The organism is Cutibacterium avidum 44067 (assembly GCF_000367205.1).
Lineage (GTDB): Bacteria > Actinomycetota > Actinomycetes > Propionibacteriales > Propionibacteriaceae > Cutibacterium > Cutibacterium avidum.
In genome coordinates, this window is the sequence record NC_021064.1 from 1,446,921 (window position 1) to 1,459,215 (window position 12,295).

8 protein-coding genes are annotated in these 12,295 nt (G+C 64.9%); 3 read left to right on the forward strand and 5 right to left on the reverse strand.

All coding sequences use genetic code 11. The features are described 5' to 3' along the window. Positions 1–95 precede the first annotated feature (95 nt). On the forward strand, positions 96–2,009 hold the full coding sequence (locus PALO_RS06600; protein WP_015582922.1) for an alpha-amylase family protein: 1,914 nt from the start codon (positions 96–98) through the stop codon (positions 2,007–2,009). A 145-nt stretch (positions 2,010–2,154) separates the two neighbouring features. After that, positions 2,155–2,421, forward strand: coding sequence for a 30S ribosomal protein S20 (rpsT, locus tag PALO_RS06605; RefSeq protein ID WP_004811708.1), 267 nt, complete (start codon positions 2,155–2,157; stop codon positions 2,419–2,421). A gap of 187 nt (positions 2,422–2,608) precedes the next feature. On the opposite strand, the gene holA is transcribed toward rpsT, so the two are convergent. The 5 genes from holA to leuS all read right to left on the reverse strand — a co-directional run bounded on the left by holA (position 2,609) and on the right by leuS (position 11,312). Beyond that, positions 2,609–3,607, reverse strand: a complete 999-nt coding sequence (gene holA / locus PALO_RS06610; RefSeq protein WP_036910292.1) for a DNA polymerase III subunit delta — start codon at positions 3,605–3,607, stop codon at positions 2,609–2,611. Between the two features lie 32 nt (positions 3,608–3,639). Then, complete coding sequence (locus PALO_RS06615; RefSeq protein WP_015582924.1) at positions 3,640–5,388, reverse strand: DEAD/DEAH box helicase; 1,749 nt, start codon at positions 5,386–5,388, stop codon at positions 3,640–3,642. A gap of 113 nt (positions 5,389–5,501) precedes the next feature. Beyond that, positions 5,502–7,784, reverse strand: coding sequence for a ComEC/Rec2 family competence protein (locus PALO_RS06620; RefSeq protein WP_036910404.1), 2,283 nt, complete (start codon positions 7,782–7,784; stop codon positions 5,502–5,504). Positions 7,785–7,824: 40 nt separating this feature from the next. After that, positions 7,825–8,679 carry a helix-hairpin-helix domain-containing protein gene (locus tag PALO_RS06625; protein ID WP_015582926.1) on the reverse strand — a complete coding sequence of 285 codons (855 nt, stop codon included), beginning with the start codon at positions 8,677–8,679 and terminating at the stop codon, positions 7,825–7,827. A gap of 152 nt (positions 8,680–8,831) precedes the next feature. Continuing rightward, a complete protein-coding gene (leuS, locus tag PALO_RS06630; protein WP_015582927.1) occupies positions 8,832–11,312 on the reverse strand; it encodes a leucine--tRNA ligase in 2,481 nt (826 codons plus the stop codon). A gap of 143 nt (positions 11,313–11,455) precedes the next feature. Between leuS and PALO_RS06635 the strand changes: the two genes are divergently transcribed. Then, the gene (locus tag PALO_RS06635) at positions 11,456–12,283 is read left to right on the forward strand and encodes a VIT1/CCC1 transporter family protein (protein ID WP_015582928.1); all 828 of its coding nucleotides are present in this window, start codon (positions 11,456–11,458) and stop codon (positions 12,281–12,283) included. Positions 12,284–12,295: the final 12 nt, after the last annotated feature.

Sequence of the window (12,295 nt, forward strand, 5' to 3'; positions counted from 1 at the left end):
ACTTCCAGTGTCTCACGCACCAGCGACACGGTGCTCATTCCGTCGACCACACGTCAATCCCGACGGTCAGCTCCACACCCGACTAGGCTCGAATCATGGTCGCCGACGACAGCCTCCGACATGCGAGCCTCGATCCGTCCACCCAGCAATCCTTCGAACTGCGCTGGGAGCGTTATCTCCCCGATCTGTGGATCGGTCTCAGCAGGGTCTACGGCGATCGCGCCGACGAAACCTTGCAGAGAGTCCGGGACATTCTCGTGACCCGGATCGCCGAGCGCCCCGACGATCTCAAGCGTCTCGACGAGGCTCGGCTCCTCGAACCTGACTGGCTGCAGAAGCCGTCCATGATCGGGTACGCCACCTACACCGACCGCTTCGCAGGCACCCTCAAGGGCATCAACGATCATCTGGACCATCTGTCCGAGATGGGGGTGCGATATCTGCACCTCATGCCCTTGCTGCAACCACGACAAGGAGCCAATGACGGGGGCTACGCCGTCGCCGACCATCACACGATCCGTACTGATCTGGGCACGATGGACGATCTCGACGATCTGACGGCCACGCTGAGGAGCCACGGCATCTCCCTGGTCGTGGACCTGGTCGTCAACCATGTGGCGGCCGAGCATGAGTGGGCTCAGCGAGCACGTGCCGGTCAACAGAAATACCGTGACTACTTCCACGTCCTGAAGACTCAGAACGAGGTCGATGCCTGGGAGAAGGATCTCCCGGAGGTCTTCCCCGACTTTGCGCGTGGCAATTTCACCTGGAACGACGACTGTCAGGGATGGGTCTGGACGACCTTCAACGAGTTCCAGTGGGACCTCAACTGGGCCAATCCCGACGTCTTCTGCGAGTTCCTCGACCTGATGTGTGAACTCGCCAACCGCGGAGTCGAGGTCTTCCGTCTGGACGCCATCGCCTTCATCTGGAAGAAGCTCGGCACCGGTTGCCAGAACCTCCCGCAAGTCCACGACATCACCCAGTCACTGCGCCAGGCGATGCGAATCGTCGCCCCTGCTGTGGCCTTCAAGGCCGAGGCGGTCGTCGGCCCGAATGACCTCATCGGGTACCTGGGACGAGGCCGTCACTGGGGCAAGGTATCGGACATGGCGTACCACAACAGCCTCATGGTGCAGCTGTGGAGCGCCCTGGCTGCCCGCGACGTCAGTCTCATGGAGACGGCCTTGAGCCGGGTCCCCGACAAGCCCTCGACGACAACTTGGGCCACCTATGCCCGGTGTCACGACGACATCGGATGGGCGATCGACGACGCTGACGCTCACGACACCGGGCTGGACCCCGTCGCCCATCGTCGATTCCTCTCAGACTTCTACTCCGGGGATTTCCCCGGGTCCTTCGCCCGCGGCCTGGTCTTCCAGGATAACCCGGAGACCGGGGACCGTCGCATCAGCGGCTCCCTGGCGAGCCTCGCTGGATTGGAACGTGCCCTGGAGGCCGAGGACCCGGCCCTCATCGACGCCACCATCGCCCGCATCGTCATGATGCACACCGCGATCCTGGGGTACGGCGGCGTGCCGCTCATCTGGATGGGCGACGAGGTCGGAATGCTCAACGACGACTGGCAGCGCGACCCTGATCATGCCGACGACAACCGATGGGTCCATCGTCCGGTGATGGACTGGTCGTTGGTGGAGCAGGCTCAGGCCGAGCCTCACAGCGTCCCTGGTCGAATCTGGCGCGGGGTGAGACGAGCCATCAATGCCCGTCGTCGCAGCCCCGAGTTCCACGCGTCGGTGGAAACGGTCGTGCTGCCCTCACCCAGCCGCAAGGTCATCATGTGGGGACGACCGCATCCCGAAGGCCGGATGATCGAGCTGTACAACGTCAGCGAGCAGGAAGTCTGGTTCCCCATGGAAACCCTGCGATCGGAGCTCGACGACGTCGTCACCGAGCTGCTGAGCGGATTCGACTACGATCTCACCCCCATGAACCTGCGGCTGGCCCCGTACGAGTGTCTCTGGTTGAGCGCCCGACCTGGGTCCTGATGTAACCACCACAATGCTCCGACTAGGGGCGAGGCCACGAGAAGACCCGCTGATTTGGGTCGTACGGCGTCGATTTGGTAGCGTTTCCTGTCGCGCCTGTCTGGCGCTTTCCACGTACACCGATCAAGGAATCAGAGGCTGCCCAGTGCCGAACATCAAGTCGCAGATGAAGCGCGTGAAGACCAACGAGAAGTCGCGCCAGCGCAACAAGGCCGTCAAGTCCGCCCTGCGCACCTACGTGCGCAACTTCCGTCGCGCCGCTGAGGCCGGAGACGTCGAGGTCGCCACCAAGGCTGCCAAGATCGCCAACCGTCAGCTCGACAAGGCCGTGTCGAAGGGCGTCATCCACAAGAACCAGGCCGCCAACCGCAAGTCGGCCATCTCCAAGAAGCTCAACTCGCTGGCCGCCTGAGTCTTCCTCTCCCCTTCAGGGGATGCACAGAGCGCCTCGACCCACTGGGTGGCCGAGGCGCTTGACGTGCCTGTCGTGGAGCACGTCAAGACACCACCGCCAATCATGCGGCCCGGCCGAACCCAGGAACTCCATCGAACCTGACACACTTCAGAGCCTCGGCAAGACTACCGTCCGCGGCCCTGGTTCATGATTGCCGGGCCTTCTCGACGTCGATGAGCATCGACTCCAAGGCGTAGTCGGCGTCAACTGCAGCACCCTTGACGGCGGCGTCGCAGGTACTGACGAGCCGAATTGCCTTGGCCGCCCCAGCCTTGCTCCAGGACCGTGCCTGCTTGTTGAGGGCCTTGAGTTTCCACGGCGAGACGCCGATCGCCTGAGCCAGCTGCTTGTCCCCCATCCGCTGGCTGCGCATGTCCAGGAACAGTCCCAAGGATCGCAGACCGCGAGCCATTGCGGCCGTCACCGCTGCTGGCTGAACCCCGGTCGACAACCCCCAGCGCAAGGTTTCCAGGGCATCGGGAAGCCGTCCTTCCAGGCTGGAGTCGGCAACATTGAATGCCGAGATCTCCGCCCTGCCACCGAAATAAGTCTTGACGGTCTCGGCCCCGATCCGACCATCCGGTGAATCGCTGGCCAGCTGGTCGATGGCCGCAGCCAAAGTGCGAAGATCGTTGCCAAGGGCTTGGTGCAAGGCGTCGTAGGCGTCATGATCCATGTCGAGATGGGCTCGACGGGCCTCCTTGGCGATGAAGTCAGGGATGGCCCAAGGCTTGGGGGGTTCCACCTTCACCGTCTCGATCTTCGCCTTGGCGAGCTTGGTCAGGAGTCCCTTTCCCTTCATCCCCCCGGGATGGACGAGGACGAGGCACAGGTCGTCCGAGGGTTGTGCCGCTGTGGTGACGACCAGGTCGAAGAGGTCCTTGTCGAGATCGGCGATGGAATCGACGACGACGATCGTCGCCTCGCTGAACAGGGACCCTCCGGTGGCTTCCACGAACCGGCCCGCGTCGACCTCGCGGCCCTCCAACTCAACCAGTTCAGCCTCGGGGACCTCCCGTCGGGCAGCCGTCACCCGGGCGTCGACGGCCCTGTCCGACAACAGGGTCTCCGACCCCTGGACCAACAATGCCGTGCCGTAGACCGAACTCACCCTCCCAAGGATGCCAGAGGATGCCGTCAGGATCGCGTCAGGTGGTGTTCTGGCTCGTCAGAGGATCAGTGAGAGTGCAACCACTCCAGCCGGGTGCGCAGCAGATCCATCGGCGCTGACTCATTCTTGGGGCCCGGCACCTCTCGGTAGAGCTGCCCCCAGCCCGCCTGCGGAGTGAGGTCGTGATGGCGGGAGTAGTCGAGCAGGGCTCGATGAATCTCTCGGCGCATTTCGCGCGGGTCACTGATGGTGTCATACACCGAGCCACCACGGCGCTGCAGGGCGACGAGGTCGTCACGTCGGGCCTGCCTCTCCTCGGCCGCCTTCGACGCCTTGGAGGCACGGCGAGCCGAGGCTACGCGGCGGGCCTGCTCAGCGCGGATCTTCTCGTCACGGGCCAGCAGGGCGCGCTCCTGCTCAGGACTCAAGAGGTCGTCGAGGGCGAAGAGTCCGCCATCGGACGGGAGGGGAGCGTAGGTGTCGATGACCTCGCCGAGGATGGCATCGGAGGCGACGGCCTGCCAGGTCCCGGCATCGGGGTCAGGCTCGGAGCGTTCCCGGGTGTCGAACTCCTCGATGAGGTCCGGCTCCTCGGGCGGCCCGATGACGTGGTCGCGGGTCTCCTCCATCTCGGAGGCCATGTCGAGCAGACGTCCCACTACCGGCAAGAAGACCGTGGCACGCTCGCGACGATTGCGCGCACGAACCACACGCCCCACCATCTGTGCGAAGAACAGCGGGGTCGAGGCCGTCGTCGAGTAGATCAGCACGGCGGCGTCGGGAACGTCGACCCCCTCAGTGATGAGGCGCACACAGACCGCGCAGATCTTGTCCGGGTCGTCACGGTAGGCGGTGAGTTTCTTGGCCGAGGCCGCGTCCTCGGACAGGATCACCGAGGGCTCATTGCCCGTGACCTCTCGCCAGACCTCGGCGTATTCCTTGGCCACCTTCTGATTCGAGGCCGGGATGAGCACCTTGGCATGCGGGATCGTCCCGGAATCGCGCAGCTGGTTCACCCGCGCCCATGCCGCGGCCATGACATGGGCGATCCACTCCCCGTCTGAGTCCAAGGCGGTACGCCAGGCCATTTCCTCGTTGGCCTTGGTGAGTTCGGAGTCGCCGAGAATGGCGGTGTGGGTCTCCCCCAGCGCGTCGGTCCAGGTGGATCGTCCGGTGTAGGTGGCGAAGGTGACGGGACGCACGACCCCGTCACGCAGGGCGTCACCGTAGCCATAGGTGTAGTCGGCCACCGACTCGAAGGCGCCGTCGCCGACTTCCTCGTAGCGGACGTGAGCGATCCTGGCCTCATCGGAACGGAACGGGGTTCCGGTGACACCGAGGCGTCGCACCGCACCCGAGAAGGCCTCGATGACGCCAGATCCCCAGCTCATGACGTCGCCGGCGTGGTGGATCTCGTCGAAGATGACGAGGGTACGCATGTTGGTAGACCGGGCTGCGTGGAGGGTTGGTTTCTGGGCGACCTGGGCGTAGGTGACGACGCAGCCGTGGCAGTCGGGCGGAAGCGCCTCGGCATTCGTGGTGTCGCGCAGGTCAAAGCCGAGTCCGCGGGCCGCACCTATCCACTGGGTGCGCAGATGATCGGTCGGGCAGACGACGATGACACGGTTGATGACGTGGTCCTGCCACAGGTGAGCCGCGACGGCCAGGGTGAACGTCGTCTTGCCGGCACCAGGGGTGGCGCACACCAGCCAGTCACGTGGGCTGGAAGCCAGGTACGAATCCAGTGCCTCCCGCTGCCATGTGCGCAACCGCATCGGCATGCGAGGCCCCTTGGTCGTGAACCGTGACGCCACCTGCTCTCCTTCCCGTGAGGGCTCACCTCAGGTGAACCGACCGCTCAGACTAGCGCGCTTTTCCGACACCTCCACATCGACGAATCTCCCTGCGACGCGGAACACGGGATCTGTCACGGTCGCGTCTGTACCAGGACGGTCCCGCCACTGCGCGCCAGCAGAACCGTGCTTTCCTCGTCAGTGCGGTGAACCTGCATCCCCATCTTCTTGGCCAGGGAAATGGCCTTGTGAGAGGGATGTCCGAAAGGGTTGGCCTTGCCTGCCGAGATCACCGCGACGCTCGCCCCTGTCGCGGCCCAGAAGTCGTCGTCCTGATGAGCGGATCCGTGATGGGGAACCACGAGGACGTCACTCGACAGATCAGCGTGATCTGCCAGGACGTGGCGCTGCTCACCAGGCTCGGCATCTCCTGGAAGGAGAACCCGTAGTCCCTCAACGGTGGCCTTGACGATGACAGAGGAATTGTTCTCAACGGCAGGCTCCTCCTCCGATTCCTCAGCGTCGACCAGGTGGATTCCGCCGAAAAGCGTGAGCCTCGCCGTACCAACCGTCATGACCTGGCCCGGGTGTGCGACGAGAACCTGGGCTCCCATCTGAGTGGCGACCTGCGTCACCCGCTTGGCTGCCCATTCCGGAGACGCCAGTTGAGAGACGACGACAGTCGTCGTCGGCCCGTGACCACGAATGACGTCCAACCCGTCGATGTGGTCGCCGTGGTAGTGACTGAGAACCACCATGGGCACCTGATTGACGTCTAGATCATCGAGGCACCGGCCCAGCCTGTCAGGATCAGGACCAGTGTCGACGACGACTGCGGCACGAGGGCCAGCACGCACCAAGGCAGCACTTCCCTGCCCGACGTCGCAGATGGCCACCTGCCACGCCCCCGGCCAGCCAGGAACAGGAGGGCGGACGACAGTGGCCGCAACCACCGCAAGACCCGCCACCACCGTCAACCATGGCCGTGCCAGGACAGCAGGCGTGATCAAGGCCAGGCCCAGGCACAACCCACCGAGGACGACGAGGGCCGTCCCTCCCGCTGGCCAGGTCAACAGGCCAGCCGGAGCCTTGGCTCCCAGGTGCGCGATCCAGATGATCGGCTGGACACACCATCCCGCCAGGCGTCCCAACGGCACGGCCAGCGGTGGCCAGATGAAGGCCACGAGTCCAGCCGTCATTCCCAGGGCCGAGGCGAGCGGGACGAAGGGAGCTGCGGCAAGGTTGGCGATCAGACCGGTAGTGGAGACCGTCCCTGCCATCCAGGTGACGACTGGCTGGGTCGCAAGCTGGGCGGCCCATGGCACGGTGACGGCCGCTGCCAACCAGGTCGGCACCCACGCCATCGCGGTCGTCCAGGGTCGGGCCCACCACAAAATCCCTGCCGTGGCGCAGGCGGACAGCCAGAATCCCACTGATCGCACCAGCCACGGATCGACGAGCATGAGGCTGGTCACCGCGACCGCCAAGGTCCGTACTCCCCCGCGACGATCGAAAGACACCCCGGTCGCTGCCATGGCGACGGCTCCCATGGCAGCTGCACGCACCACGGATGCCTCTGCCCGACACACCGCGACGAAACCGACGACCCCGATCACCGAGAGCACGCGTAACCCGCGCCTCCTCATGCCGCACCACGCTCCGATCCACCACAGCAAAGCGGTCGTGGACGCCAGGTTGGCTCCTGAGACGGCCATGAGGTGGGTCAATGCAGTGACGCGGAAGTCCTCCGACATCTCCTCCGAAACCGCTGCGGTATCCCCCACGACCAAGGACGGCACGATGGCCCGCTGACCGTCAGGGCACCCTGCCACCGCCCTCACCAAGCCGGCGCGAAGGCGATTGACGGCGCGGTCTAGCGGACCGGCGGGAGCGACAACCTTGGGCGGTGAGCGCAGCTTCATGACAGCCGCTTCCGAGCGTCCCTCCCGTGGCGGGGTCAGCAGCCCACGCACCTCGATCTGTTCCCCGACGGACAGCTTCGCGGCTGCGGCCGATCTGAGCCCAGTAGCCATGACGACAACCTGGGTCGACTGCCTGATGACCCGGTCCTCGGTGGCGACGCGACTGACAGCGAGGGTGATCATAACCATCGGTCCTCCCGACCCGTTGCCGTCAAAGGTCCGTGGCTCCACGGTCACTCGACCTATCACGGTCACCATGGCCCCTTCGTCAGCCAGCTCCGCCACTCCCATGCCATGGACGATGTGGTCGCGCATTCCGGAGGTGACAAGGACGCTGAGACCCACGAGGGCCGTGACGACCACGAGCCATCCCTTGCGCCGGGCTGCGATCATGCTCGCGAGAAGCCATCCTGCAGCAGCGACGAGGACGAGCCGAGGACGACCACTGATCCCAAGTGCAGCCGCCACACACGCCGTCACGGCGACCGGAACCATGCGGACGTCAGGTGTGACGGCCTGCTCCCCATGGCCATTCTCAGACCGTGGCATGGGGTCTGATCTTCTCGAAGGTCTTGGGACCGACCCCTGAGATTTCGCGCAACTGATCGACCGAGGTGAAGCGACCATGTTCCTGCCGCCACGCCACGATCCGACCGGCCATGACCGGCCCCACCCCATCGATCGACTCGAGCTCACCCTGGCTCGCGGTGTTGAGATTGATCGGAGCGCCAGCCGCGGACGACCCACCGGCGGCCCCACCAGTATCACTCGGTCCGGTTTTCTGAGTCGCTGCGACACTGCCAGTCTGGCCAGGCGGGGCCACCGTTCCGTCCCCACGAGCTGGAATCCATATCTGGCAGCCATCGCAGACTGGAGCGGCAAGGTTGAGGCGTCCCGGGTGAGCTCCAGATGCCATGCCTCCAGCTGCTTCGACGGCGTCAGCAACCCTCGCGTCGACAGGCACCGTGTAGACCCCGGGATGCCTCACCCGCCCCGCCACGTGCACCTGGACACTCTGGTTCTTGGTGGGAGCTGATGAGGGGCTCAACACTGCCGCTGGAGCAGACGCAGATCCCTCAGGAGTCTCCGCATCGCTGCTGGCCGCGCCCGGCAGAGTCGCACCTTCTGGCACCGTCGAGACGACCACCGCCCCAGCGGGTACCTCGGCGGGTTTGGATCTCAGCAAGACGACGGCCACCACCGACAGCACCAGGACGAGCAGGATGCCCACGGCCGAGGCGTGGACACGGGTCACTGTTCGTGTCGGACTCGGGGCCTCCTCCTCTGCCGGTTCCTCCGCCACGGGGGTGGCAGAGCGTCTGGGCCCCATATTTCGGGCAGGCAGCCGCGCCATGAGGTCCTCAAGACGTTCTCGGTACTCATCGCTCATACCGTCAGTTGTCGTCGCAGGACCTGGAATCCGCCACCTTTTTCAAATCTGTGGACAACGCGACGCGGCGGCGAGTCTGTTTTCCACAGGCTCGCCGCCGCGTCGTCAGAGTGTCAGCTCATGACCGGCATGATCACGAAAATTTCAGGGGGTCACTTCGCAACGATGGAAATCATCTTCGGCAGACGGGCAATGACCTTGATGATCTCCTTGCCCTCGGTAAACCGCTGGACGTTGGAGTCAGCCAGGGCCAGCTCACGCGCCTCCTCCTCGGTGATGTCAGGGCTCACCTGGATCTTGGCACGAACCTTGCCCGTCACCTGGACGACCATGGTCACCTCCTCGGCGACCAGCAGCTTCTCGTCAGCGGTCGGCCACTGGGAGTTGGCGACGGACGGCTCGAGGCCGAGCATCTCCCACATCTCCTCGGCCAGATACGGGGCCACTAGGGAGAGCGCCTGGGCGGTGAAGGTGACGGCCTCGCGCACCGCGGGGTCGGCCGGGCCGCAACCCGCGTCAATGGCCTTGCGGGTGGCATTGACGAGCTCCATGATGCGCGCCACGACGACGTTGTACCGGCCGCCGTCGAGCAGCTCGGTGATGTCGGCGATGCTGCGGTGAGTCACACGGCGCAGGCCGCCGTCGCCCTTGGTCACGTCGACGTCGGGGTCGCTGGTGACCTCGGAAGCCACCCGCCAGGCACGCTGCAGGAACTTCAAGATCGAAGCTGGGGAGACGTCCGCCCAGTCGATGTCCTCGTCCGGCGGACCGGCGAAGATGACGGTGGTCCGCACCGCGTCGACGCCGAACTCGTCGATCTGCTTGCCGAGATCAACACCGTTGCCCAGCGACTTCGACATCGCCCGACCCTCATTGATGACCTGGCCTTGGTTCATGAGACGCTGGAAAGGCTCGGTGAAGTCGACCATGCCGAGGTCGTGCAACACCTTAGTGAAGAACCGCGAGTACAGCAGGTGCATGGTGGCGTGCTCGACGCCGCCGATGTACTGGGCGACCGGCATCCAACGACGCACGGCGTCGGTGTCGAACGGCCCCTGGTCGAAGTGCGGAGAGCAGTAACGCATGAAGTACCAGGACGAGTCCACGAAGGTGTCCATGGTGTCGGTGTCACGCTGGGCGGCCTCGCCACACCTGGGACAGGAGACCTTTCGCCACTCGCGAGCCTCCTCACCGGCGAGCGGTGACTTGCCCTTGGGAGCCAGCTCGGCCCCGCGCAGATCGGGCAGCTTGACCGGCAGCTGGTCGTCGGGGACCGGGACGTCGCCACAGGTATCGCAGTGGATGATCGGGATCGGACATCCCCAGAAGCGCTGACGGCTCAGCAGCCAGTCGCGCAGACGGTAGGTGATCGTCGACTCGCCGATGCCTTTGTCCCCAAGGAACTCGCACATCTTCTCGATGGCCTCAGCCTTGGTGGTGATGCCGTCGAGGAATCCGGAGTTCTGGTATGCGCCGTCACCGGTGGTGGCAATGCCGGACTCGCGCGGATCGGCCTCGCCTGTGTCGATGACAGGGATGACGTCGATGCCGTACTTGCGGGCGAAGTCGAGGTCGCGCTGATCGTGGGCCGGCACGGCCATGACGGCACCGGTGCCGTAGTCAGCCAGCACATAGTCGCCAGCCCACACTGGAATCTTGGCCCCGTTGACGGGATTGGTCGCCTCGACACCGAGAGGCACACCGGTCTTCTCGTACTCGGTGGACTGACGCTCGATCTCGGACTTCTTCTTGACCTCGCCAAGGTAAGCCTCGAAGTCGGGACGGGCTTCGTCGGAGACGATCTCCTGGGCCAAGGCCGAGTCGGGAGCGACGACCATGAAGGTCGCTCCGTAGAGGGTGTCGGCGCGAGTGGTGAAGACCCGCACCGGCTCCTCGCGACCGTCGATGGTGAAGTCGACGTAGGCCCCTTCGGAACGCCCGATCCAGTTGCGCTGCATCGACAGCACACGATCGGGCCACTTACCCTCAATCTGGCCCATGTCGTCGAGCAGACGCTGGGCGTAGTCGGTGATGCGGAAGTACCACTGGTTGAGCTGACGCTTGGTGACGACGGCGCCGCAGCGCTCACAGCAACCGTCCTTGACCTGCTCGTTGGCGAGCACGGTCTGGTCGTTGGGGCACCAGTTGGCCCAGGAATCCTTGCGGTAGGCCAGCCCCTTCTCGAAGAAGCGATTGAACAGCCACTGGGTCCAGCGGTAGTACTCCTCGTCCGAGGTGTGCAGCCTCATCGACCAGTCGAAGGAGACGGCATAGCGCTTGAAGGAGGCTGCCTGGGTGTCGATGTTGTTGTAGGTCCACTCGGCGGGGTGGGTGCCGTGCTTGATGGCGGCGTTCTCGGCCGGTAGACCGAAGGAGTCCCAGCCGACCGGGTGCAGGACGTCGAACCCGCGCAGTCGCCAGTAGCGCGCAAGCACATCGCCGATGGCGAATGCCTCAGCATGACCCATGTGGAGGTCACCGGAGGGGTATGCAAACATGTCGAGGACGTAGCGGCGCTCCTTGGAACCGTCGTCAAGGGCTGCGAAGGTGCGGTTCTCCTCCCAGTACCTGGACCACTTCTCCTGGGCTGCGGCTGCGTCGTAGCCCGTCGTCTCGCGCACCTGGTCGCTCACGTCACACCTCTCGGATCCACTACGGGCCTCACCAGACCCGCGACACATACGGGCCAGAGTCTAGCGAAGCTGCCCCACACCTACCGTCAGGGTTCCCTGTCCTTCCTTGTGAACACTCGTTGAACACGAGCACAGTTGGTGTCATGAGCACCACGGCACACCGCGCGAACATGCCAGCCGGGAAGACCGAAACGGCCTCCGTTCCGGCCATGTCCGCCCTGGCCCCCGCCGACGACGCAACGTCGACCTACTCCCCCACCCCAGCCCGCAAGCCTCACGAGGCCGACGAGGGCATGGGAAGCCTCAACTCCAAACTCAACTGGCTGCGTGCCGCGGTGCTCGGAGCCAACGACGGCATCATCTCGACGGCCGGCATCGTCATGGGTGTCGCCGGCGCCACCATCGATCGTTCCTCCCTCCTCATCGCCGGCTTGGCAGGGCTTGTCGCCGGTGCCCTGTCCATGGCCGGCGGCGAGTATGTCTCCGTGAGCTCACAGCGCGACATCGAGAAGGCCGTCATGGCCAAGGAGGCCGCTGAGCTGCGCGACTTCCCTGACGAAGAGCTCGAGGAACTCGCCGGGATCTACGCCGAGAAGGGCCTGTCCGAGCAGACTGCTCGTCAGGTTGCCCGAGAGCTCACCGCTCACGATCCGCTGCGGGCCCACGCCGAGGCCGAACTGGGTATCGACCCCGACGAGTACACCAACCCCTGGCACGCGGCCTTCGCCTCGATGGCTGCCTTCACCGTCGGTGCCTTGGTCCCGTTGCTCGCCATGGTGTGTTCCCCGACGGCAACCCGCGTCTACATCACCATCGCCGCCACGATGATCGGCCTGTTCCTCACCGGTCTGGGGTCAGCCATCGCGAGCGGCAGCGGCAAGGCCCGTCCCATCGCCCGCAACATCATCGTGGGCATCTGTTCTATGACGATCACCTATCTCATCGGTCACCTCGTCGGTATGCAGGTCTGACTGTCGTCGCCG

Coding starts and splice junctions, on each gene's coding strand:
- PALO_RS06620 (WP_036910404.1), bottom strand. CDS start 7,784: ATGGTTCCGGTCGCCGTGACGGCGTGTGTGGCGGCTGCACTTGGGATC.
- PALO_RS06600 (WP_015582922.1), top strand. CDS start 96: ATGGTCGCCGACGACAGCCTCCGACATGCGAGCCTCGATCCGTCCACC.
- PALO_RS06635 (WP_015582928.1), top strand. CDS start 11,456: ATGAGCACCACGGCACACCGCGCGAACATGCCAGCCGGGAAGACCGAA.
- PALO_RS06625 (WP_015582926.1), bottom strand. CDS start 8,679: ATGAGCGATGAGTACCGAGAACGTCTTGAGGACCTCATGGCGCGGCTG.